Source organism: Gluconobacter vitians (assembly GCF_015244565.1).
GTDB lineage: Bacteria > Pseudomonadota > Alphaproteobacteria > Acetobacterales > Acetobacteraceae > Gluconobacter > Gluconobacter vitians.
The window spans coordinates 52,763-74,608 of record NZ_JABCQG010000004.1; the positions used below are offsets into that span (position 1 = coordinate 52,763).

At 62.0% G+C, this 21,846-nt stretch carries 21 protein-coding genes, 1 tRNA gene and 1 riboswitch; of the genes, 8 read left to right on the top strand and 14 right to left on the bottom strand.

Annotation, left to right across the window (positions count from 1 at the left end; genetic code table 11):
- Nucleotides 1-52: 52 nt before the first annotated feature.
- From HKD24_RS04310 to secA, 13 genes are all read right to left on the bottom strand, one after another.
- Nucleotides 53-928, bottom strand: a complete 876-nt coding sequence (locus HKD24_RS04310; RefSeq protein ID WP_194259170.1) for a tetratricopeptide repeat protein — start codon at nucleotides 926-928, stop codon at nucleotides 53-55.
- A 143-nt stretch (nucleotides 929-1,071) separates the two neighbouring features.
- Nucleotides 1,072-1,551: a peptidoglycan-associated lipoprotein Pal gene (gene pal / locus HKD24_RS04315; RefSeq protein WP_194259171.1), complete on the bottom strand. Its 480-nt coding sequence runs from the start codon at nucleotides 1,549-1,551 to the stop codon at nucleotides 1,072-1,074.
- A gap of 286 nt (nucleotides 1,552-1,837) precedes the next feature.
- Nucleotides 1,838-3,349 (bottom strand): glycoside hydrolase family 32 protein, encoded by a 1,512-nt coding sequence (locus tag HKD24_RS04320; protein ID WP_194259172.1) that lies wholly within the window; start codon nucleotides 3,347-3,349, stop codon nucleotides 1,838-1,840.
- Nucleotides 3,350-3,454: 105 nt separating this feature from the next.
- Complete coding sequence (tolB, locus tag HKD24_RS04325; RefSeq protein WP_194259173.1) at nucleotides 3,455-4,816, bottom strand: Tol-Pal system beta propeller repeat protein TolB; 1,362 nt, start codon at nucleotides 4,814-4,816, stop codon at nucleotides 3,455-3,457.
- Between the two features lie 16 nt (nucleotides 4,817-4,832).
- A complete protein-coding gene (locus HKD24_RS04330; protein WP_141306739.1) occupies nucleotides 4,833-5,828 on the bottom strand; it encodes an energy transducer TonB in 996 nt (331 codons plus the stop codon).
- Between the two features lie 12 nt (nucleotides 5,829-5,840).
- A complete protein-coding gene (gene tolR, locus HKD24_RS04335; protein WP_062507451.1) occupies nucleotides 5,841-6,281 on the bottom strand; it encodes a protein TolR in 441 nt (146 codons plus the stop codon).
- A gap of 3 nt (nucleotides 6,282-6,284) precedes the next feature.
- Complete coding sequence (gene tolQ, locus HKD24_RS04340) at nucleotides 6,285-7,076, bottom strand: protein TolQ (RefSeq protein WP_172492883.1); 792 nt, start codon at nucleotides 7,074-7,076, stop codon at nucleotides 6,285-6,287.
- 29 nt (nucleotides 7,077-7,105) lie between these two features.
- Nucleotides 7,106-7,531, bottom strand: a complete 426-nt coding sequence (gene ybgC, locus HKD24_RS04345) for a tol-pal system-associated acyl-CoA thioesterase (protein WP_041111982.1) — start codon at nucleotides 7,529-7,531, stop codon at nucleotides 7,106-7,108.
- A gap of 52 nt (nucleotides 7,532-7,583) precedes the next feature.
- Entirely contained in the window at nucleotides 7,584-8,633 is a 1,050-nt protein-coding gene (gene ruvB / locus HKD24_RS04350; RefSeq protein WP_194259174.1) for a Holliday junction branch migration DNA helicase RuvB, read from the bottom strand.
- Nucleotides 8,630-9,232 carry a Holliday junction branch migration protein RuvA gene (gene ruvA / locus HKD24_RS04355; RefSeq protein ID WP_194259175.1) on the bottom strand — a complete coding sequence of 201 codons (603 nt, stop codon included), beginning with the start codon at nucleotides 9,230-9,232 and terminating at the stop codon, nucleotides 8,630-8,632. The genes ruvB and ruvA overlap by 4 nt, the downstream gene beginning before the upstream one ends.
- The gene (gene ruvC, locus HKD24_RS04360; RefSeq protein WP_062507447.1) at nucleotides 9,229-9,735 is read right to left on the bottom strand and encodes a crossover junction endodeoxyribonuclease RuvC; all 507 of its coding nucleotides are present in this window, start codon (nucleotides 9,733-9,735) and stop codon (nucleotides 9,229-9,231) included. Before ruvC ends, ruvA begins: the two co-directional genes overlap by 4 nt.
- Nucleotides 9,732-10,481, bottom strand: a complete 750-nt coding sequence (locus tag HKD24_RS04365) for a YebC/PmpR family DNA-binding transcriptional regulator (protein WP_062507445.1) — start codon at nucleotides 10,479-10,481, stop codon at nucleotides 9,732-9,734. Before HKD24_RS04365 ends, ruvC begins: the two co-directional genes overlap by 4 nt.
- A 34-nt stretch (nucleotides 10,482-10,515) precedes the next feature.
- On the bottom strand, nucleotides 10,516-13,281 hold the full coding sequence (secA, locus tag HKD24_RS04370; protein ID WP_194259296.1) for a preprotein translocase subunit SecA: 2,766 nt from the start codon (nucleotides 13,279-13,281) through the stop codon (nucleotides 10,516-10,518).
- Between the two features lie 314 nt (nucleotides 13,282-13,595).
- On the opposite strand from secA, the gene HKD24_RS04375 reads away from it, so the two are divergent.
- The 5 genes from HKD24_RS04375 (at nucleotide 13,596) to HKD24_RS04395 (ending at nucleotide 18,524) form a co-directional block, all read left to right on the top strand.
- Nucleotides 13,596-14,534, top strand: a complete 939-nt coding sequence (locus HKD24_RS04375; RefSeq protein ID WP_194259176.1) for a peptidylprolyl isomerase — start codon at nucleotides 13,596-13,598, stop codon at nucleotides 14,532-14,534.
- Nucleotides 14,535-14,538: 4 nt separating this feature from the next.
- Nucleotides 14,539-15,774 carry a bifunctional glutamate N-acetyltransferase/amino-acid acetyltransferase ArgJ gene (gene argJ, locus HKD24_RS04380; protein WP_194259177.1) on the top strand — a complete coding sequence of 412 codons (1,236 nt, stop codon included), beginning with the start codon at nucleotides 14,539-14,541 and terminating at the stop codon, nucleotides 15,772-15,774.
- A 99-nt stretch (nucleotides 15,775-15,873) separates the two neighbouring features.
- Nucleotides 15,874-17,103, top strand: coding sequence for an NAD(P)/FAD-dependent oxidoreductase (locus tag HKD24_RS04385; RefSeq protein WP_194259178.1), 1,230 nt, complete (start codon nucleotides 15,874-15,876; stop codon nucleotides 17,101-17,103).
- 79 nt (nucleotides 17,104-17,182) lie between these two features.
- Complete coding sequence (locus HKD24_RS04390; RefSeq protein ID WP_194259179.1) at nucleotides 17,183-17,932, top strand: 2OG-Fe dioxygenase family protein; 750 nt, start codon at nucleotides 17,183-17,185, stop codon at nucleotides 17,930-17,932.
- A gap of 52 nt (nucleotides 17,933-17,984) precedes the next feature.
- Entirely contained in the window at nucleotides 17,985-18,524 is a 540-nt protein-coding gene (locus HKD24_RS04395) for a hypothetical protein (protein ID WP_194259180.1), read from the top strand.
- 22 nt (nucleotides 18,525-18,546) lie between these two features.
- Here the strand turns inward: HKD24_RS04395 and HKD24_RS04400 are convergent.
- A tRNA-Gly gene (locus HKD24_RS04400) sits at nucleotides 18,547-18,620 on the bottom strand.
- A 109-nt stretch (nucleotides 18,621-18,729) separates the two neighbouring features.
- A riboswitch (SAM riboswitch) is annotated at nucleotides 18,730-18,809 on the top strand.
- Nucleotides 18,810-18,882: 73 nt separating this feature from the next.
- On the opposite strand from HKD24_RS04400, the gene metZ reads away from it, so the two are divergent.
- The 3 genes from metZ to HKD24_RS04415 all read left to right on the top strand — a co-directional run bounded on the left by metZ (nucleotide 18,883) and on the right by HKD24_RS04415 (nucleotide 21,842).
- On the top strand, nucleotides 18,883-20,076 hold the full coding sequence (gene metZ, locus HKD24_RS04405) for an O-succinylhomoserine sulfhydrylase (RefSeq protein ID WP_194259181.1): 1,194 nt from the start codon (nucleotides 18,883-18,885) through the stop codon (nucleotides 20,074-20,076).
- Nucleotides 20,077-20,117: 41 nt separating this feature from the next.
- The gene (apaG, locus tag HKD24_RS04410; protein ID WP_194259182.1) at nucleotides 20,118-20,591 is read left to right on the top strand and encodes a Co2+/Mg2+ efflux protein ApaG; all 474 of its coding nucleotides are present in this window, start codon (nucleotides 20,118-20,120) and stop codon (nucleotides 20,589-20,591) included.
- Between the two features lie 84 nt (nucleotides 20,592-20,675).
- Nucleotides 20,676-21,842: a bifunctional 2-C-methyl-D-erythritol 4-phosphate cytidylyltransferase/2-C-methyl-D-erythritol 2,4-cyclodiphosphate synthase gene (locus tag HKD24_RS04415; RefSeq protein ID WP_194259183.1), complete on the top strand. Its 1,167-nt coding sequence runs from the start codon at nucleotides 20,676-20,678 to the stop codon at nucleotides 21,840-21,842.
- Nucleotides 21,843-21,846 lie beyond the last annotated feature (4 nt).

The following is a 21,846-nucleotide window of genomic DNA, read 5'->3' on the forward strand; positions in this document are numbered from 1 at the left end:
AACTCCCGTTCTCCAACAGGCAGAGCGGGATCAGATCCTACTGAAACGGGCGTCAATGACAGGCAGCGCGGCTCCGGAACGTCGTCTCGGCCGTCTTGACCCGCGGAGCCGGCGTCGGAAACTCCGTCTTGAGCTTGTCCAGAGCCTGACAGGCCGATCCCTTGTCCCCGAGCGCCAGCATCGAAGCGGCCACACCAAGAAGCGAGTCCTGAGCCTTCAGGGATTTGGGAGCCTTCGTATAGGCATCATAATAGGCCACGGCTGACTGACGATACTGCTTCTGCCCTGCCAGAGACTGCGCCAGCAGGAACTGGGCATCCATCTTGCCGGACACGCTATGCGCTGTTTTGACAGCAAAGCGCGCATTGCTCTCTGCATCCGTATAGTTGCCGGATTTGAGAGCCGCATTTCCGGTCTTCAGAGCATCCAGAGCCGTTTTCGGCTGTTCCGATGTGTCGGATGCAGCAGCAGGAGCCTTGTCCTGTGCCGCCTTGGCCGGAGCGGCCGCCGCAGCCGGTGCCGAACCACCGCCATTCTGCGATGCAAACTGCATGTCGGAGATCTGCTTGGACACGCTGGCCTGATTGTCGCGAACCGAGTTGCTGAGCTGATCCAGTTCGCCACGCATCTGGCGGTTCTGCTCTTCCAGAGCCGAAACACGTTCCAGAAGCTGCGCTGTCAGATTGCCGTCTCCGACAGAAACCTGAGGCAGTGCCGTTGCACTCGGCGCGCCCAGATTGCCCGCCCCATTCTGGACCTGCGAAAGCTGCTGACGAAGGGAGGCGATCTGGTCCTGCAGGGCGATGGCTTCGCGTGAGGAGATTTCCCCGCTGTCAGGCGCGTCCTGAGCCATGACCGAAACGGCAGGTGACAGGACGGAAAGAGCCGTGCCCAGAAAGACGGCACGCAGGGAACGGGACAGCACCATAACGGATCTCCTGAGACAGACTCGCAGTCACGGGCACGCAGGCAGGTTTTGCGCGCAACATGGCCCAGTCATAAAACAGAAACGGCCGGGGGATAATCCCCCGGCCGCTCATCATCTCAGTCCGTACGGGCCGAAACGTCGGTTCAGCGAACGGACGTGATGGCGTTACGGTTCTGCGACCAGGACTGCTCGTCATCGCCATCGGCGGTCGGACGGTCCTTGCCGTAAGAGATCGTCGTGATGCGCGAAGCGCTCACGCCCTTGGCGACCAGATAGTCGCGGGCTGCGTTTGCACGACGCTGGCCGAGAGCAATGTTGTACTCTTCCGTGCCGCGGTCATCGCAGTTGCCAGCAACCTGGATGCTGACCTGCGGGTACTTGGCGAGCCATGCAACCTGCTTGTCCAGCGTTGCGCGAGCTTCTTCGGAGAGCTGGGACTGGTTCAGCTCGTAGAAGACGCGATCACCGACATTAGCGACCAGATCGGCTTCGCTGCCGGGCGTCGGGCCAGCTTCCTGAGCGACGGCGCCTGCGCCGTTGCTGTCACCCTTGTTGGTGTTGCCGTTGGAACAGGCTGCGAGAACAAGCGCCAGACCGAGCGCGCCAAATACCTTGAACTTCATGTGTCTCAATCCTGAGAACGGCCCCACAACTGGAACCGAATGCGGAAAATGCCGCGTTATTCCGGACCACTTCCTTCCAGATCGAAACACTCAGGAATCGGTTGCGATCCTGCGGTGCATCCCCTGAAAAACAGTGGCCATAAGCGCCCATACTCATGACTCAAATCATGGGTCAAGTGTCGTGTTAACGCCGCTCAGGTGCGAAAAGTTCGATTCATATTCGGAACCAGAAATTTCGGCATAAATGTCACAGATGTCCTGACGAATGTGGCAGAATTCTGCCATATCATCGGAACCATTGCGCTTTCACACCTTTGAAACATGCGCTGCCTGCGTAGCAGCCCAGCGTCACGGTCGTGGCATGAGAAGGTGGAAAGATGACCTCTGTCATCCTCACAAGGCCATCACTGGCGAAAACTTCGACCGAACTGCGATCCACGATCACCCTCAGGCGCACCCGCCCCTCCACCATTGAAAGGGGCGCGACATGCCGCGTCGTGAAGGTTTCGTCAGGCACCGGAACGCCAGAACGACTGCGATCCACGACCAGTTCCTGCCGTCCCGGATCGTAAAGAATTTCCGTACCAAACCGGCCGTCTGCACTTGCAGCAACGGTCAGGACCGCCGCATCCGTCCCTGGCTCGATGACCAGTTGCAGATCGAGAACAGCATTTGCGAAATCCGTACAGTCCATGACACCATCAGGCAGAACCCAGGGTTTCCCCTCCTCGGGACGGATTTCACCTGCCGCAAAGACTTCTTCCGGAGTACCCAGACTGATCGGCTGCTGTCTCACGACAAGCGTGCCATCCGACTGCCGGGCCAGCGACAGATGTGCCGGCAGGGCCATCTGTCCCCGCCATGGCGACGTCGGCACATGGTTGGCGTAGTTCCAGTTTCCCATCCAGCCGATGCTGAGCGGCTGCGGCGTGCCCGCAAAGCAGACAATCGCATAATTGTCCGGCCCGTAATCCATCCAGCGATACTGCCAGGGATCATCCGTCGCCGAAGGCTGATGCGCAGGCGTGAAGACAGTGCCGTCAAAATCACCCACGTAATAGAACGTGCCCGATCCTCCTGTCAGACCGCCGGGATTGACGCTGACGATCATCACCCAGCCGGTACGCCCGCCCTCACCCTCAATAGGCAGACGCACCAGAACCGGCACCTCCCAGAGCATATCCGGCGTATGATACCCGGGAGGACGGAAATCGCTCAGAAATTCCCAGTTCAGGAAATCGGTGGAGCGGAAAAGCTTGACCACCTGCTGCTCGGCCTCAACCGTCGTCAGCACCCAGTAGCCACCCTCTTCGTACCAGCACAGCGCCGGGTCACGGAAATTCTGCGAGGCCGGATCAAGTGTCAGAACCGGATTGTGCCCATAGCGCGCCCAGTTCGCCCCTCCATCCAGACTGAAAGCGACTGAAACCGCCTGCGTTCCGTCTTCCTGCACCCCGGGCATGTCGCGGAACACGCTGGTATAAAGCGCCAGAAGCGGTGGTCTTTCCGGCGTTCCCAGTCCGCTGCGATTGTCACGGTCATAAATCACCGTACCGGAATAGATCTGCTCCTGAGGCGTGGACGGCAACGCAATCGGCTGTTCTTCCCAGTGCAGAAGGTCGCGGCTGGTGGCATACCCCCAAGAAATATAGCCCATGACGGGCTCAACCGGATTGTGCTGGTAAAAGAGGTGATACACCCCGTCGATCAGGATCGGCCCGTTCGGATCGTTCATCCAGTTCCGGGCCGGGGCGTAGTGCAGCAGCGGGCGCCACTGCCGTGTCTCCTGAGGGGACATGGGGAATTCTCCTGTCAAAACCGTCCTTGCGACGCCTTACAGGAAAAAGGGTTCCCCACCCTTTTGCAAATCCGCGCTCCCGGACCGGAAGCGCGGACCATGACCTTATCCGTTACGGGGAGACCAGGCTGGGTCGGACGCCCCGGTGGAAATCCGGATCGGACGCTCGTTGAAGCCCGTGATGTCGATCGTACCGATACCAGAGGCAAACCCTGCACCGCCCGCACCCGATGCGCTCTGACGGCAGAACGCCAGTACACGGCCGTTCGGGCAGAACGTCGCACCGTCCACCGTAAAGCCCTGCGTCAGAATGCGCTCGCCCGTGCCGTCCGGATTCATAACACCCAGCGAGAAGCCACCGCCACCGATCCGGGTAAAGGCGATAAGGTCTCCACGCGGGGACCAGACCGGGGATCCATACTGGCCACTGCCATAGGAAATCCGCTTCGCCGCCCCGCCGGACGCGCTCATAATGTAAAGCTGCGGGCTGCCACCACGATCGGAGTTGAATACGATCTGGCTGCCATCCGGGCTGAAGCACGGGCTGGTGTCGATCGCGCCATTGGAGTTGGTGAGCTGCCGCTTCGCACGAGACGCCAGATCGACAACGAAGATATCGGACCCGCCACCACGTGTTGCCGACAACACAACCGAGCCACCCGTCGGTGAGAAGCGCGGCGCAAAGGAAATGCCCGCGAACTCGCCCAGAATCTGCTGACGGCCAGAGGCCAGATCGAACAGATACACGCGCGGACGGTTGTTAGCGTAAGACATGAACGCGATCTGATCGCGCACCGGGTTGAAACGCGGCGTCAGCGTCAGCCACTCGCCGCCCGTCAGCATGCGCTCGTTGGCGCCATCCTGATCCATCAGGGCCAGACGCGTGATCTGGTGATGGCGCGGGCCGGTGCGGGCGATATAGGCGATGCGGGTATCGAAATAGCCCTTCTCGCCCAGCATCCGCTCATAGATCACGTCAGCAATGATATGCGCGATCCGGCGCCAGTTGGACGTCGAAGCCGTATAGGCCGTGCCCTGAAGCTGCTGGCCAGAGAGCACGTCCCACAGACGCATCTCGACGCGCACACTGCCCGAACCGATCGCCTGACCAGCCACAGCCGCACGGGCCCCCTGAGCCTTGAGCGCGCTGAAATCCGGCGTAGAGCCCGGCGGTACACTGCCGCTCATGACCTTGAACAGACCGGTGCCGTTCAGATCGGACGTAATCACGCCGGAAATCTGCTCACCCAGTCCCGCGCCGAAATTCGGGATGACAATGGGGATCGGCTCCTGACGGGCCTGATCGACGGTAATTTCGGCTTCACCGGGGCCGGAGGCCGCACCGGACTGGGCAAAGGCCGCCAGAGGCGTCGCCAGAAGACCACCTGCGGCGGTGGCTCCCAGAACGGAGCGGCGCGAGAACAGCGCGCTCAGGGCCTCGGCTTCGGTATCGGGAATGAAGGACATGAGACTTCCTCGTGGATTACGGCCTGAAGACAAAACGCAGTTCATGCGTCTGACCAAGCATCTTGGAGGGGATCGGCAGATGGGCACAGGTGGGGCTCAACACCGCATCCCGCGCCCGCTCCGCCAGAACGCGATAGGACGGGTCGGACGCCATCTTCGCAGCCGTTTCAGGCGCAAATTTGACAATCCGCGCCTCGCCGGTCGCGTCAACGGTCACAACCATATGCGCGACAAAGCTCGCATAGTTCCGCGCTTCGGTGTCTTCGGTATAACAGCGGCGCACGGAGCCACCGATGGCCTTCTGATCCGCCATGGACAGGGACTTGGTGATGTCACCATTCGGCACCCCGCCCCCGTTCGGCGCCCCACCCTGCGGCGGATTGGCCTTCGCGGTCGGCGCATGGGTCTGCTTCTGGTCAGCGCGGAAATTATCCAGCGTCGCCAGCAGCGAATGACTGTCCGCTTCGGTTTTCTTCGCCGCATTCGGCTGCGTCATATGCGAGAATTTCGGCATATCCGGCAGCTTGTCGGCCTTCTGCGTCTGCGGGCTCGGCGGTGCAACCATCGTCGATTTGGACGGCGGTGACGGCTTGGGCGGCGACGCCGGCACAGGCTCGGGCGACTCATCCGTCATCTTCGGCGGCAGCTTGATGTCCGGCAGTTTCTGCGGCGGCGTCTCCGGCGGAGGCGGCACGGGCTGAGGCGGCGGTGGTGGCGGAGGCGGCTCTTCCGTCGGCGCCTTCAGAGGTGGCGTCGGGGCGGGAGGTGCCTCGTTTTTTACAGGTGCGGGTGCCGGAGCGGGCGCAGGCGCCGGATGATCGCCCTTGACCGGATGGGTCGGCGGACCTGCCTGCTCGAATTCCATCTGAACCGTGGGAGGCTCAGGAGGCTCGGGCGGTTTTTCGGGTGGAAGCTGCACAAGCAGATACGCGATCAGCCCCAGGTGAATGGCGGCTGATCCGTAAAGCGCATGACGAAAGCGCCTGTTGTCAGAGCGGCGTGGACGCACCACGGCAGCGGCCTCTTACTGGCCGCTCTGGGGCTGCTGCGCGAGAAGCGCAACATGCGTGAAGCCACCCGACGTGATCTGTCCCATGACCTGCATCACCTGCCCGTAGTCGATATGCGCATCGGCCCGGACGAAAATACGGTGGGTCGGATCATTCTGCGACTGTGCCTTGAGCTGGTCGATCAGCTGGTCGGACGTGACCGGCTGGTCCCCCAGATAAAGCGATCCATCCGTCTTCAGGGAGACGGTGATCGGCTTGGAATCCGAATTGACCGGGCTGGCATCCGTCTTCGGCAGATCCACATTGACACCACTGGTCAGCATCGGCGCCGTCACCATGAAGATGATGAGCAGCACCAGCATGACGTCCACCAGTGGCGTGACGTTGATTTCCGACGCGGGCCGACGCTTACGGCGTCCGCCACCTCCAGCCCGTCCTCCCGCAGACATTCCCATGGTTCAGGCCTTCCCGCCGGTCGTATCGTCCGCACGTTCCTCGGACTGACGCGACAGGATGGCCGCGAACTCGGTGCCGAAGGCTTCCATGCGGTCAGCGAACTTCTCGAAGGAATTGCTCAGACCGTTATAGGCGATATAGGCCGGAATGGCCGTCACGAGGCCGATCGCCGTCGCGAACAGGGCTTCGGAAATACCAGGCGCCACGACCGAAAGGTTCGTGTTGTGCATCTGCGCGATGGACGCGAAGGAATGCATTATGCCCCAGACCGTTCCGAACAGACCGACGAACGGTGCCACCGGACCAATCGTCGCAAGGAAGATCAGACGGCGCGTCAGACGGTCGTTCTCACGCATGATGGTGATGTCGATCGCGCGATCCACGCGCTCACGCACGCCACCCCGCGACAGGTCAATTCCGCCAATCCGGGCCGAACGGCGCCACTCACCCATGGCCGCACCAAACACGGCCGCCATCGGATGCGTCGGACGCGCCCCATCGGATTCGTAGAGATCGTCAAGCGATCCGCCCGACCAGAAACGGTCCTCGAACTCGGTCGCCTCACGGTTGACGCGACGGATGAGAATGATTTTTTCCGCGATGATCGCCCATACGCCGGCGCTGCACAGCAGCAGACCCAGCATCACCAGCTTTACAACGATGGAGGCGTGCAGGAACAGGTCCAGAGGCGAAAGACCGGCCGCACCGACCGCCCCAAGCGCACTCGAACTTACCTCATGATCCACTGTTCTCTCCTGTACAGATCCTGTCCCTTGCGGGTCAGGACTCTCCATTGCACTTCATGACGAAACAGGAAAGTGGGTCAGACCTCTCCTGCCTCCAGTTTTCTTACTGCATCACGCCACCGGGGCGGAATTTTGGCAGGTTTCATGTCCGCAGCGTTCAGACAGGCCAGCTCAACGTCGATAACCGTAGCCGTTTCGCCACCCCCGGAATAATTCCGGACGGTCTGACAAAGTTTCAGCCGTGTCGGAGTCATGGCCTCCAGCGCCGTCTCGATTTCCATCTCGTCATCGAGTCGGAGCGGCGAGCGATACCGGAGTGCGGCCTGACGCACGACGAAGACCAGTCCGAAATCGTTCAGAAGCTCGGTGACGGATGCATCCGCATCCCGCATCGCCTCGCTCCGCGCACGCTCGGCAAAGCCCAGATAGCGCGCGTGATAGACGATACCGCCCGCATCGGTGTCTTCGTAATAAACCCGGAACCTGATCTTGTGCGTGGCCATACTGTTTCTCCAGTCATGGTGCGCCCGGACCCCGAACCGTGTTCAGGGCCTTTCAGGGCGCGGAATCGTCCTGCTCCAGCGAGGAGAGCAGATCCACCTGGCTCGCCGGCGGCGTCAGACCGAGATGATGCCATCCCGCCTCACCCAGCATCCGCCCGCGGGCCGTTCTCAGAACCAGCCCTTCCTGGATCAGGTAGGGCTCGATCACGTCTTCCAGCGTATCGCGCGCTTCGGCAAGCCCCGCCGCCAGCGTTTCCACACCGACCGGACCACCATGATGATGCTCGGCAATCCGCTTGAGATAGCGCCGGTCCATTGCATCCAGCCCGCGCTCATCGACCTCAAGCCGCCCCAGAGCCGCATCCGCCAGCGCCCGGTCCACGACCGCATGCTTCGACACGAGCGCGAAATCCCGCACCCGGCGCAGCAGACGCCCCGCAATACGCGGCGTCCCGCGGGACCGGCGGGCGATTTCTTCCGCCCCGTCATCCGTCAGGCGCATCCCGAGCTTCAAAGCCCCGCGCGAGACGATCGCCCGAAGTTCCTCCGGCGTATAGAACACCAGCCGCAGCGGAATTCCGAACCGGTCCCGCAGAGGCGTCGCCAGCAGACCGGCCCGCGTCGTCGCCGCCACAAGCGTGAATGGCGCCAGATCAATCCGCACGGATCGCGCAGCCGGCCCCTCGCCGATGATCAGATCAAGCTGGAAGTCTTCCATCGCCGGATAGAGTACTTCCTCGATCGCCGGCTGGAGACGATGGATTTCGTCAATGAACAGCACATCGCGCGGCTGGAGATTCGTCAGGATCGCCGCCAGATCGCCCGCGCGCTGAATAACCGGCCCGGATGTTGCCCGAAACCCCACACCCAGTTCCCGCGCCACAATCTGCGCCAGCGTCGTTTTACCCAGACCCGGAGGGCCGTGCAGCAGCACATGATCCAGTGCTTCATTCCGGGCCCGGGCGGCCTCGATAAAGATCGCCAGATTTTCACGGCTGGCCTTCTGGCCCGTAAAGTCCGCAAGCGTTTCAGGCCGCAGACTGCCCTCGCCCATATCCTCGGGCTGACGGGCCGGATCGGTTTCGCGGTAGTCGTCGCTCATCGCGCGAGATCCTTCAGGCTCAGCCGGATCGCCAGATCAAGCGTCGCATTCTCGTTCTCGGCCAGCACCTTGCTCAGCACAGGCCAGGCCTCTGCCCGACGGAACCCAAGCCCCGCCAGCGCCAGCAGCGCATCATTCTCGACACTCGGCCCCGAGACAACGCCCGGAGCAGATACAGTCCCGCCGCCACCCGGCATTTTCGCCACCTTGTTGCGCAGCTCGCTCAGGATCCGGTCCGCCAGACGCGGCCCGACACCGGCCGCCCGCGTCAGCGAGCCCTTGTCTCCGGCATTGATCGCCAGCAGAAGCTCGCCCGGACTGTTCGCCGACAGGATCGCCAGCGCCACTTTCGCGCCCACACCCTGCACGGTCGTCAACAGACGGAACCAGTCCCGCTCATCCGTCGTCGCAAAGCCGAAAAGCTGGATCGCATCCTCACGCACGATCGTCTCGATCAGCACGCGGGCCACCGAAGGCGGCTGCGGCAGCGCCGCGAGCGTGCGGGTGGAGGCCGAAACCACATACCCCACGCCATTGACGTCCACGATGCAGCGCTCGCCTTCAATCTGCCCGACAAGTCCGGTCAGTTGTCCGATCATGCCATGCGCTTTCCGGCCACGACATGGGCCGCACTTGCCCGATGATGGGCATGACAGATCGCAACGGCCAGCGCATCGGAGGCGTCGGCCTTGCGGATCTCCGCCCCCGGCAGAAGCCGCTTCACCATCATCGTCACCTGTTCCTTGGTCGCAGACCCGGTCCCGACAACGGATTTCTTGACCGTCATCGCCCCGTATTCCGCAACCGGCAGCCCTTCATAGGCGGGCGTCAGCAGAGCCACTCCACGCGCATAGCCGAGCTTGAGCGTCGAGGAGCCGTTACGGTTAACGTAAGTCTCCTCAACAGCTGCCTCGGCCGGAGCATATTCACGGATCAGCTTCTTGAGTGCGCCATGCAGCTCACACAGACGCAGGGGCACGGATTCGGACCCATCGGTCCCGATCACACCCGAGGCCACATGCTTCAGGTGATTGCCGTTCACGTCGATGATGCCCCAGCCCATGAAACGCAGGCCGGGGTCAATGCCCATCAGACGGATCAAGCAGCCAGCGCCTCAGCCACGTCGTCAGGAATATCGAAGTTCGCATAGACGGCCTGGATGTCGTCGCTGTCTTCCAGCACGTCGATCAGCTTCATGACCGAACGCGCCTTGTCCTCGTCCAGCGTCACGCTGTTTTCCGGACGCCAGTCGAGCTTGGAAGACTGCGCCTCACCAAAACGGCTCTCCAGCGCATCACGCACGGCAAAGAAGTTTTCCATCGCGCAGGTCACTTCGTGGCCTTCTTCGGTCGTCTCGGCATTATCCGCACCGGCTTCGATCGCGGCTTCCAGCATTTCGTCCTCGGAAGCCACATCCAGCGGGTAGCTGATCACGCCCAGGCGCTGGAACATGAAGGACACCGAGTTCGTCTCACCCAGTGACCCGCCATGCTTGGAGAACGCCGCGCGGACTTCACCTGCCGTCCGGTTACGGTTGTCCGTCAGACCTTCGACGATCAGCGCAACACCGGCCGGACCATAGCCCTCGTAACGGACTTCCACATAGTCGTCCCCACCGGCAGCACCGGAGGCTTTCTTGATGGCGCGCTCGACATTGTCCTTGGGCATGTTGACTTCACGCGCCATGGAAATCGCGGCACGCAGACGCGGGTTGGACGCCGGGTCAGGCAGACCCGAGCGCGTCGCAACCGTGATCTCACGCAGGACCTTGGCGAACTGTTTGGCGCGCTTGGCATCCTGCGCACCCTTGCGGTGCATGATATTCTTGAACTGTGAATGACCGGCCATCGGTCGCTCCTTCCTCTATCGTCGTGTCAGAGGCTCAGGCGAGCCTGCCATGACAGTGTTTGAACTTCAGACCCGATCCGCACGGGCAAAGGGCGTTGCGCGGCGTTTCCGCATACCAGCGCTGAAGCGTCGCCGCATCAGGCTCCGCACCCGTCGGAACGGGCTGCGGACGTGGCGGCATCGGAGCAGCGGACGGGAAACCCGCCATCGGCTGCGGCGCCGGAATATCGCCTCCCGTCGTTCCCTGCGCGAACAGTCCCGCAGGTTCTTCGGACGGACCGGACGTCTCGGTATTGATAACCGGGAACGGCGGCGGCTCAGACACGGCCTGGATGCGGCACATCGTTTCCGTCACGCGGATACGCATGTCATCCAGCATCGCCGTGAACATCTGGAAGGCTTCCTGCTTGTACTCGTTCAGCGGATCGCGCTGACCATAAGCCCGCAGACCAATGCCCTGACGCAGCTGGTCTAGCCCGTGCAGATGCTCTTTCCACACCGCATCGAACGTCGTCAGCACGACCTGCTTTTCGATCAGACGCATCAGTTCGGGGCCCATATTGGCCGTCCGTGCTGCCTGCGCCTTCGCGGCTTCCGCCTCGATCCGCTCGATCACGCCCTCGGAATCCATCCCGTCTTCCTTCGCCCAGTCCGCAATCGGCAGATCCAGGTTCAGGATGCGGGAGACTTCCTTCGTCAGCCCTTCCGTATCCCAGGCCTCGGCAAAGGATTTTTCGGGAATATGCGCATGCACCAGATCCTCGATCGTATGCTCGCGCAGTTCGGCGATCACGCCCGACAGGTCATCCGTCGCCATGTATTCCCGGCGCTGGGCATAAACCTCCTTGCGCTGGTCATTCATGACGTCGTCATATTTGAGCGTGTTCTTGCGCATGTCGAAATTGCGCGCCTCGACCCGCTTCTGCGCCTTTTCCAGAGCCTTGTTCAGCCAGGGATGAACGATCGCCTCGCCTTCCTTGAGCCCCATCTTCTGCATCATCGCGCCCATGCGGTCGCTGGCAAAGATGCGGATCAGATCGTCTTCAAGCGACAGGAAGAACCGCGAATTGCCTGGATCACCCTGACGTCCCGAACGGCCACGAAGCTGGTTATCCACGCGGCGGCTTTCATGCCGCTCCGTGCCAATCACATACAGACCGCCCGCCTTGTGAACTTCGTCATGATGCTCTTCGACGATCGCGCGGATGTTCTGCTCAACGGATTCACGTTGCGCCTCGTCCTCGACGCCCTCGGTGCTGGCCTTGACCAGCATCTCGATATTGCCGCCAAGCTTGATGTCCGTTCCGCGGCCCGCCATGTTCGTCGCGATCGTAATGGCTCCCGGCGCACCCGCCTGCGCCACGATGATCGCTTCCTTCTCATGCTGGCGCGCATTCAGGACATTATGCGGAATGCCGCGCTGCGTGAGGATATGCGAGAGATATTCGCTCTTCTCGATCGACGTCGTACCCACGAGAATGGGCTGTCCGGTCTTGTGAATATCCCGGATCAGATCAGCCACGGCGTTGAATTTCTCGGCCGCCGTCAGATAGACCTCATCATCCGTATCGATCCGCTTGACCGGCAGGTTCGTCGGGATTTCCACCACGTCGAGATGATAGATTTCCGCGAATTCATCAGCCTCGGTCATGGCCGTACCGGTCATGCCAGACAGCTTCGGATAAAGACGGAAATAGTTCTGGAACGTGATGGAGGCGAGCGTCTGGTTCTCCTGCTGGATCTCCACATGCTCCTTGGCTTCCAGCGCCTGATGCAGACCATCCGAATACCGGCGACCATCCATCATACGGCCCGTGAACTCGTCGATGATGACGACCTTGCCGTCACGCACGATGTAATCCACGTCCCGCGTGAACAGCGTATGCGCCCGCAGGGACTGCTGGACGTGATGAACGACGGCAACGTTATGAATGTCGTACAGTCCGCCTTCCTGAAGCACGCCGGCTTCAGCCAGAAGCGCCTCGATCCGGTCGGAGCCATGTTCGGTCAGCGTGACAGAACGAAGCTTCTCGTCCTTGTCATAGACATCCAGCTCCTGCACGAGCTTCACGACCACATCATCGACAGAGCGGTACAGGTCGGAGCTGTCATCTGCGGGGCCGGAAATGATGAGCGGGGTCCGCGCCTCGTCGATCAGGATGCTGTCCACCTCATCCACGATTGCGTGGTTGAACGGACGCTGCACCATGTCGGCGAGCGAATATTTCATGTTGTCGCGCAGGTAATCAAAGCCGAACTCGTTGTTCGTGCCGTAGGTAATGTCTGCGGCATAAGCCTCGCGACGCTCCCCGTCCGACAGGTTCGGAACGATCACACCCGTCGTCAGCCCGAGGAAGCTGTAGAGGATAGACATCTCTTCCGCGTCACGCCGCGCAAGATAGTCATTCACCGTGACGACATGCACGCCCTTGCCACTCAGAGCATTCAGATAGACCGCCAGCGTTGCGACAAGGGTCTTGCCCTCACCGGTCCGCATTTCCGCGATCCGCCCGGCATGAAGAACCATGCCGCCGATCAGCTGCACATCAAAATGGCGCTTGCCCAGAACACGGCGCGACGCTTCTCGGCAGACCGCAAAGGCTTCCGGCAGCAGACCATCGAGGGTTTCGCCCTTTTCCAGCCGCTCCTTGAACTCGGTCGTCTTGTGCCGGAGCTGCTCGTCAGACAGGGCCTGGACCGCAGGCTCCAGTGCATTGATCTCGGGCACACGGCGCTGATACGCCTTGAGCGTGCGATCGTTGGCAGAACCGAAAAGGGCGCGGGCGAGGCGTGCGAACATGCTGAACCTTGAGATGCCGAAAACCCGAAGCGCCAGCTCTTTCCACCACCGGAAAGACCCGCCACACCGGGCCGTCAGGATTTTCACGTCTGCTGGAGATAGGACCCGGGCCGCGAAGGGTCAATGGAGAGCCCGTCGCGAACCCCGATGAAATGTCCTCATTGTCATCGTGGTGTTACATCCATGCCCCGCTTTCCGACCTGGGCCGCCCTGCGTGACGGAATGGTAACGGACCGCACCCTTGCAGGGCGGACCAGCCTTTGTCATGGTGCAGGCCATCCTTATTTTCAGGTCACATCCGAGGTAGTTCCCACATGCGGCTTTCCCGCTCCACTTTCGCTCTTGCCGCCCTTCTGGCCGGTACGTCGGTTGCAGCATCCACGGCTTTCGCCGCTCCGGCTGCAGCCCCTGCGGCCCCTGTCGCAGCAGCTCCCGGTGCAGCCGCTCCGGCCGCCGCTCCCAACCCGGACATGCTGATCGCCACCGTCAACGGTGCGAAGATCACCCTCGGTGACGTGCAGCGCGCAGCAGGCAACCTGCCGCCACAGGCCCGCCAGATCCAGCCGTCCGTCCTGGTCCCGCTGATCGTCAACCAGCTCGTTGACCAGAAGGCCGTGCAGATCGCCGCCGACAAGGAAGGCCTGAGCCGCAAGCCGGACGTGAAGGCTGCCATGGACGCCGCCGCCGCGAACGCCCTGCAGAACGCCTATCTCGAAGAGAAGGTCGGCCCGCTGGTCACCGATTCCGCAATGCATGACTTCTACCAGTCGCATTATGCGAACAAGAAGCCGGAAGAAGAGATCCACGCCCGCCATATCCTCGTGGACAGCGAAGCCCAGGCCAAGGACATCATTGCCCAGCTCGGCAAGGGCGCTGATTTCGGCAAGCTTGCTGCCCAGCTGTCCAAGGACAAGGGTTCCGCCGGTGCGAATGGTGGCGATCTCGGCTGGTTCAAGAAGGAAGACATGCTGCCGGCTTTCTCCGCAGCCGCTTTCGCCATGAAGCCGAACACGATCTCCCAGACCCCGGTTCACACCCAGTATGGCTGGCACGTGATCCAGGTCCTCGCGACCCGCACGGCCCCGATCCCGACCTTCGATCAGGTTCACGACCAGGTCCGTCAGGAGCTGATCCGCGACAAGGTGCGTGACATCGTTCAGAACGCTGAGTCCCAGGTGAAGGTCGTTCACTACGACGCACAGGGCAAGGCCATCCCGAATGCAGCTCCGGCTGCCGCACCTGCAAAGAAGTAAGTCCATGGCAAAGCCGCTCCCCGTCTCTCCGCTCGCTCGTCCGCTTCCGGACCTTGCAACGATTGCGGGCGTGCGGCTTTCCGCCGTTGCCGCGGGCATCCGCTATCAGGGCCGTACGGACCTGATGCTTGCGGAGTTCGTCCCCGGTACGATTGCCGCAGGCGTCTATACAAAGAACGCCTGTCCCGGTGCTCCGGTGCTGTGGTGCCGCGAGGCGCTGACAACGCCCTATGCCCGCGCCCTGCTCGTCAATGCAGGCAACGCGAACGTCTTTACCGGCCGCGCCGGAATGCAGGCCTGCGAAGACTGCGCGGATGCTACCGCACAGCTTCTCAACTGCCCCTCGCAGGACGTCTTTCTCGCCTCCACGGGCGTCATCGGCGAAAAACTGCCCCAGGACCGGATCATCGCCGCCCTTCCCGCCGCAAAGGCCGGGCTGAGCGAAGATGGCTGGGCCAATGCAGCCTGCGCCATCATGACAACGGACACCTTCCCCAAGGCCGCACGCCGTGACGTAAAGATCGGCGGCAAGCCTGTCCGCATCCAGGGCATCGCCAAGGGATCGGGCATGGTCGCTCCCGACATGGCCACGATGCTGGCCTATGTCGCAACGGACGCGAAGCTGCCCCAGAACGTGCTGCAGTCCCTGCTGACCTCCGGCTGCACCCAGAGTTTCAATTCCATTACCGTCGATTCGGACACGTCCACTTCGGACATGCTGATGATTTTCGCGACCGGTCTGGCTGACAATCCCGAGATCGACGACGTCAACGACCCCGCTCTCGCCGAGTTTACCCTGGCGCTGAACGATCTCCTGCTGGAACTCGCGCTGATGGTGGTCCGTGATGGCGAAGGTGCGACAAAGCTTGTCCGCATCGCCGTGACAGGGGCTGAATCGAATTTCTCGGCACACCGCATCGCCCTGTGCATCGCCAATTCCCCGCTCGTCAAAACCGCCATTGCTGGCGAGGACGCCAACTGGGGCCGCGTGGTCATGGCGGTCGGCAAAAGCGGCGAGCCTGCTGACCGCGACCGTCTTTCCGTCGCCATTGGCGGCACATGGATCGCGAAAGATGGCGGCGTTGTCGAAAATTACGACGAGGCTCCCGTGGTTGCCCACATGAAAGGTCAGGAGATCGAAATTGCCGTCGATCTCGGCCTGGGTGACGGACAGGCCCGTGTCTGGACCTGCGATCTGACGCATGGCTACATCGACATCAACGGCTCTTATCGCAGCTGACCGCCCCAACACGTCACCGAGAGCGGGGCTTGTGCGTCCCCGCCTCTGCCGTTAGCAGAACTACGGTGCCGTTTCGCACTTGATATGAGGAAAAAGTCCATGTCTGCTGCAGCTCGCGTGCTTGTTCTTGGCGGTGGCGTTGGAGGGCTCGAAGCTGCCGCCGCGCTGGGCCGTCACCAGAACATTTCCCTGACCCTCGTTGACCGCAGCCCTGTCCATTACTGGAAGCCGTCCCTTCATGAGTTCGCTGCAGGAACCATGCAGCATCAGGGCAACTGCATTCCCTTTACCGATACAGCCGCCAAATTCGGCTTCACTTTTGTTCAGTCCAGCCCGGTCGCCGTCAATCGCGAAGCCAAGACCGTCTCGCTCGAGAACGGTAAGACGCTCCCGTACGATTACCTTGTGGTCGCTCTAGGCTCCCGTGCGAATGATTTCGGCATTCCGGGCATTGTCGATCACTGCATGTTCATCGACAGCCTCAAGGACGCCGATGCGCTGTTCGCCACGTTCCGCGACGCCGTGCAGAAAGCCCGTGCCGCTGGCCAGAAGCTTTCCGTTGGCATTGTCGGTGGTGGTGCAACCGGCGTTCAGCTGATTGCCGAGCTGTGCAAATCGATTGATGATGCCCGCGGTCTCGGCCCGGCCGTCCGCAAGTCCCTGCTGGATGCCGTCCTGATCGAAACCGGTCCCCGCATCCTTCCGGCCTTCCCCGAGGCAGTCTCGACAGCCGCGACACAGCAGCTCGAAAAGCTTGGCGTTTCCGTACGGACCAGCGCCATGGTGGTCGGCGCGGATGAGACTGGCTTCAACCTCAAATCCGGCGAGCACATTCCCGCCAGCCTCCGTGTCTGGGCTGCTGGCGTGCGCGCTTCCGATGCTACGAACCTTCTTGAAGGTCTGGAGCGTGGACGCTCCGGCCAGCTTGGCGTCACCACAACACTTCAGACCACACAGGACCCGACCGTTTTCGCCATCGGCGACTGCTCCCGGATTGATGCCGCCCCGATTGCTCCTACGGCACAGGCCGCGCGTCAGCAGGGCCAGTATATCGGCCGCGCCTTGCCGGAAATCATCGCCGGCAAGACGCCTGCTCCGTTCGCTTATAACGACCGCGGTGCCGTCGTGGCCCTTGGAGATTACAATGGCTGGGGCATGCTGGACGCCAAGCGCAGCTTCGGTGGCGGCGTTCTGTCGGGTCTGGCTGCACGCCTGATCCATGAAGGGCTGTACCGCCAACATCTCGCAGGCATCCTTGGTGTGGCGCCCACAGCCTACAGCACGCTCCGCGAACATCTTTCGCCGGTCAAACCCGATCTGGGTGCCTGAAATCCGTTTCAGAGCCTTGCCAAAAGGGAAATAAGGGGCGCAGCATCACCGGATCCTGCGCCCTCTGGTTCGAGAACTCATGAGCCCTACCGATCTTCCCCTTCCCTTTGACAGGGTTCTGACCGGCATCGAAGACACGCTGCTGGAAAAGGGTTTTTCCTTTCTTGAGGCCGACGTCACGCGTCCCCTCCTGGAACATGAAGGCCTGACCGACTGGCAGGGCTTCGCCGAGAGCTGGAACCATCTGGGTCTTGACCGCTATATGGCGGATGGCGGCCGCTACCGCCGGCGCCGTTATGCGACCTTCGCCGTCTCGGCTGACACCATCACCCGCAAGAAACACCAGCCCCATTATCAGAGCCGGGATTACAACCTGCTCAATGGCGGCGTCGAGCGCTGGTTCCCGGCCGTCGCTGACTCCATTGCGACACATCCGGCCATGACAGCCGCAATCCGCACGATCAGCCAGATTGCGGATTCCCTGACGCCTCCCAAGGAAAAACCGCCGGTCTGGCATGTGGAAGTCCATCAGTTCCGCATCGAGGCCCGGCCCGATACTGAAGGCCGCCCCACGCCGGAAGGCCTGCATCGCGATGGTGTGGACTGGGTTCTCGTGCTGATGGTCGCCCGCCACAACGTCGAACAGGGCGTCACCACGATCCACGACATGCGCAAGGAACCGCTCGGTTCTTTCACGCTGACCAACCCGCTAGACGCCGCGATCGTGGACGATCACCGCGTCTATCATGGCGTCACGGCCGTCCAGCCCGTCGATCCCTCACAGCCCGCCTATCGGGACGTGCTGGTAGTGACGCTGCGTCACGAATGACACCCGAAGCTTCACAGATGTTCTTCTTCAATTTCGTGTTATGACAGGTCTCATGTCGATCCAGCAGATTCTTTCCCGCCCTGCGGCGGTTCTGGCCCTGTCTCTCCTGCTTCCGGCAGCGCTCACCAGCGCCGATGCCGCAACAGGCAAAACCCGCCATCACACGCGGCATACGGCGCAGTCCGCCAATGCCGGTGCGGCCCCTGTCATCCTCACGGCCCATCCGGGCACGAAGCTGGATGAAGACGCCCGCAAGCTGAACGAAGACGATCTTCAGGATGCCGCCAAGCACCATGACCAGCCGGTCGTGCTCGTCGGCTCCGCCCCGCTGTCTTCGGGCAAGAATGACGAAGCCCTGTTCGTACAGCTCCAGTCCGCGCGCCTCTGCGGTTCCGCAGGCTGCACGACATCCGTCTATCTGAAGCACAATGACACCTGGAATACGGTCCTGGACTCCGTGAACGGCGATATTTCCGTGCTGCCCACGCGCCACAAGGGCATGCATGACCTGCTGGTCAGCCCGAATGACCGCTGGGTCTGGAACGGCAAGGAATATCAGGACACGCTCAGCGCACCGCCGATGCCCAAATAACCACTGATTTTTCAGGAAAGTCTGGAGCGGGCGAGGGGAATCGAACCCCCGTATGCAGCTTGGGAAGCTGCCGTTCTACCATTGAACTACGCCCGCTAACGGCCCCGAGCATAACCGCTCTGCGATCCCTTCGCAATCCGCCTTCAAGGTGTTGACGCAAAACCGAAATACGGCTCATAGTCCTGCCCGTCAGAAACGTCATGGCGTGCCTGACCCTCGTGATTTGAGCGGCCGGCTTGCGGCGAGGCTAAAGAACTGCGCTAAAGAGGCCCTGCGTCGTTATCGAACGATTTCCAGGACTTCCACGGCCCGCCACATGCGCCCTGCACAAACAGGGCGTTTTATGGAGGGACACATCATGTCTTCAGAAAACTGGCGCACAGCCACCCGTCTCCTGCACGAAGCCCCGAACCGCACCGAGTTCGGCGAAACGTCCGAGGCACTCTTCCTGACATCCGGCTTCGTCTATGACAGCGCCGAACAGGCCGCCGCCACCTTCACGGGCGACGTCCAGCACTTCCAGTATTCCCGCTTCGGCAATCCGACCGTGGACACGCTTCAGGAGCGCCTCGCCCTGCTCGAAGGTGCGGAAGCCTGCGTCGCCACAGCGACCGGCATGGGCGCCGTCTCCTCGGCCATCCTGTCGACTGTAAAGGCCGGTGACCGCGTCGTGGCGTCCCGTGCCATTTTCGGTTCCTGCTACTGGATCGTGACCAACCTCCTGCCCCGCTACGGCATCGAGACCGAACTGGTGGATGGCACGGATTACGACGCCTGGGAGCGCGCACTGTCCAAGCCGACAGCCGCGGTTCTGATCGAAAGCCCATCCAACCCGATGCTCGATGTCCTCGACATCGCCCGTGTCGCCGAACTGACGCACAAGGCCGGTGGTCTGCTGATCGTGGACAACGTCTTCGCCACCCCACTCGGCCAGTCCCCGCTCAAGCTCGGCGCGGACGTGATTGTCTATTCCTGTACGAAACATATCGACGGACAGGGCCGCGTCCTCGGCGGTGCGGTGCTCGGCTCCAGCAAATGGATCAGCGAGACGCTCCAGCCCTTTACCCGCAATACCGGCAACGCCCTGTCGCCGTTCAACGCCTGGGTCCTGCTCAAGGGTCTGGAAACGCTCCAGCTCCGCACGGATGCCATGGCCCGCAATGCCGCCGCTGTAGCCGATGCGCTGGCCGAGCTGCCGGGAATCGTTCAGGTCCGCTATCCGGGCCGTGCCGACCATCCGCAACATGAGCTGGCCAAAACCCAGATGAACAATGGAGGCTCCATGGTCGCATTTGTCGTGGACAAGGGCCGTGAGGGTGCATTCGCCTTTATGAATGCCTTCAAAATCATCGCGATTTCCAACAATCTCGGTGACGCCCGCAGCCTCGCGACCCACCCCGCCACGACAACACATATGCGCGTCAGCGAGGAGGAGCGCGCCCGTCTCGGCATCACCGATGGCGCCATCCGCCTCTCCGTCGGTCTGGAAGATCCGGCAGACCTGATCGACGATCTCAAGCGCGGTGCGGCAGCTGTCGCGGCCCTCGCATAAGTTTTCCTGACAAATCCCCGGGATGGCTTTACAATGGCATCATGCCTGACAAGTCATCCCACCCCCATCTGCACGCCGATCCCGAGACGGCACTCGCCGAAGCCATGGAAAGCGCACCCCGCTTCAGCGAAACCACGGACGACGTGACGGTCACGGTCCGGACCTTCTGGCTGGACGACCAGTCCCATCCCGAAGACCATCAATACACCTGGGCCTATCACATCAGCATCGAGAACGAGCGGAAAGACACGTTCCAGCTTCTCTCACGCAGCTGGGAAATCGTGGACGGGCTTGGACGGAAAGAACACGTCCACGGCGATGGCGTCGTCGGCGAACAGCCCGTGATCGCGCCTAACGAACAGTTCGACTACACGTCCGGCGCCATGCTCACGACGCCGACCGGCTTCATGCGCGGCACCTATCACATGGTCGAGCCCCGCTCGGGCCACCGCTTCGACGTCAGCATCCCCGTTTTCAGCCTCGACAGCCCCCACGACAGCACACTGGTGCACTGACCGGCCGTGGGCGGGCCGCACGGACAGGCAGAGGAACCGTCACACAAGCTTGACGTTCCCGCCGTCCCGGCCCATTCCTCCCCCATGCGTATCGCTGCCCTCCTTCTTGCTGCCGGTCGTGGCCGGCGCTTTGACGCCTCCTCGCAGAGCGGGGAAAATTCTTCCAAGCAGTTCCGGATGCTGCGGGGCAAACCCGTCATCCGCCGCGCTGCCGAAGCCCTCCTGCCGCATGTCGATGTGCTCCTGCCGGTCGGGGATGATCCCCTGCTGGCCGACAGCCTCGAAGGACTGGATATCCTGCCGCCCGTCAGCGGTGGCGCGGAACGTCACGACAGCGTGCGCAACGGCCTCGAAGCCCTGGCGAAACTGCCTGAACCGCCCGATCTGGTGCTGGTCCATGACGGCGCCCGCCCCTGCGTCCCGGCTGAAGTGGTGCAGAACGTCATCAACGCGCTGAAAACTCATGAGGGCGTGATTCCGGCCGTCGCCGTCATCGACACGATCAAGAAGGCCAAAGACGGCATCATCGTCGATACCGTCCCGCGTGACGGGCTGTGGCGCGCCCAGACCCCGCAGGGTTTCCGCTTCGGCACCCTGCTCGAACTTCACCGCACCCATCGCGATGCCCGCACCGACGATGCCGCCCTGCTCGAACAGGCTGGCCATCCGGTTGCGATCGTCGAAGGGTCGGAAGACAATATCAAACTGACTGTTGCGGAGGACCTGATGCGTCTTGAAGGTGTGATTGACCGGAACCTGCTGCCCCGCGTCGGACTGGGCTATGACGTCCATGCCTTCGAGGAAGGCCGCAAACTGATCCTGTGCGGCATCGAGGTGCCCCATACGAAGGGCCTCGCCGGACATTCCGACGCCGATGTGGGCATCCACACGCTGTGCGACGCCATTTACGGCGCGCTGGCCGAAGGCGATATCGGCCGCCACTTCCCGCCTTCCGACAACGAATGGAAGGACATGGATTCGGCCCGCTTCCTGGTCCATGCCGGCGAGCGCATCCGCGAGCGCGGCGGCTTCCTCGTGAACGCCGACGTCACGCTGATCTGCGAACGTCCCAAGATCGGCCCGCACGCCGAAGCCATGCGCAACCGCCTCGCCGAACTTCTCAAGGTCAGCGTCAGCCGCATCTCGGTCAAGGCCACGACCTCCGAACGTCTGGGCTTCACGGGCCGCGAAGAAGGGATTGCCGCCACCGCCACAGTGAGCATTATGGTTCCCGATACCGGAGAAGCCTGACCTT

Coding starts and splice junctions, on each gene's coding strand:
- ybgC (WP_041111982.1), bottom strand. CDS start 7,531: ATGGCCACGCACAAGATCAGGTTCCGGGTTTATTACGAAGACACCGAT.
- tolB (WP_194259173.1), bottom strand. CDS start 4,816: ATGTCCTTCATTCCCGATACCGAAGCCGAGGCCCTGAGCGCGCTGTTC.
- secA (WP_194259296.1), bottom strand. CDS start 13,281: ATGTTCGCACGCCTCGCCCGCGCCCTTTTCGGTTCTGCCAACGATCGC.
- tolR (WP_062507451.1), bottom strand. CDS start 6,281: ATGGGAATGTCTGCGGGAGGACGGGCTGGAGGTGGCGGACGCCGTAAG.
- ruvB (WP_194259174.1), bottom strand. CDS start 8,633: ATGAGCGACGACTACCGCGAAACCGATCCGGCCCGTCAGCCCGAGGAT.
- argJ (WP_194259177.1), top strand. CDS start 14,539: ATGGCAAAGCCGCTCCCCGTCTCTCCGCTCGCTCGTCCGCTTCCGGAC.
- tolQ (WP_172492883.1), bottom strand. CDS start 7,076: ATGGAGAGTCCTGACCCGCAAGGGACAGGATCTGTACAGGAGAGAACA.
- HKD24_RS04415 (WP_194259183.1), top strand. CDS start 20,676: ATGCGTATCGCTGCCCTCCTTCTTGCTGCCGGTCGTGGCCGGCGCTTT.
- HKD24_RS04365 (WP_062507445.1), bottom strand. CDS start 10,481: ATGGCCGGTCATTCACAGTTCAAGAATATCATGCACCGCAAGGGTGCG.
- HKD24_RS04395 (WP_194259180.1), top strand. CDS start 17,985: ATGTCGATCCAGCAGATTCTTTCCCGCCCTGCGGCGGTTCTGGCCCTG.
- HKD24_RS04375 (WP_194259176.1), top strand. CDS start 13,596: ATGCGGCTTTCCCGCTCCACTTTCGCTCTTGCCGCCCTTCTGGCCGGT.
- HKD24_RS04320 (WP_194259172.1), bottom strand. CDS start 3,349: ATGTCCCCTCAGGAGACACGGCAGTGGCGCCCGCTGCTGCACTACGCC.
- apaG (WP_194259182.1), top strand. CDS start 20,118: ATGCCTGACAAGTCATCCCACCCCCATCTGCACGCCGATCCCGAGACG.
- ruvA (WP_194259175.1), bottom strand. CDS start 9,232: ATGATCGGACAACTGACCGGACTTGTCGGGCAGATTGAAGGCGAGCGC.
- metZ (WP_194259181.1), top strand. CDS start 18,883: ATGTCTTCAGAAAACTGGCGCACAGCCACCCGTCTCCTGCACGAAGCC.
- HKD24_RS04385 (WP_194259178.1), top strand. CDS start 15,874: ATGTCTGCTGCAGCTCGCGTGCTTGTTCTTGGCGGTGGCGTTGGAGGG.
- HKD24_RS04390 (WP_194259179.1), top strand. CDS start 17,183: ATGAGCCCTACCGATCTTCCCCTTCCCTTTGACAGGGTTCTGACCGGC.
- HKD24_RS04310 (WP_194259170.1), bottom strand. CDS start 928: ATGGTGCTGTCCCGTTCCCTGCGTGCCGTCTTTCTGGGCACGGCTCTT.
- pal (WP_194259171.1), bottom strand. CDS start 1,551: ATGAAGTTCAAGGTATTTGGCGCGCTCGGTCTGGCGCTTGTTCTCGCA.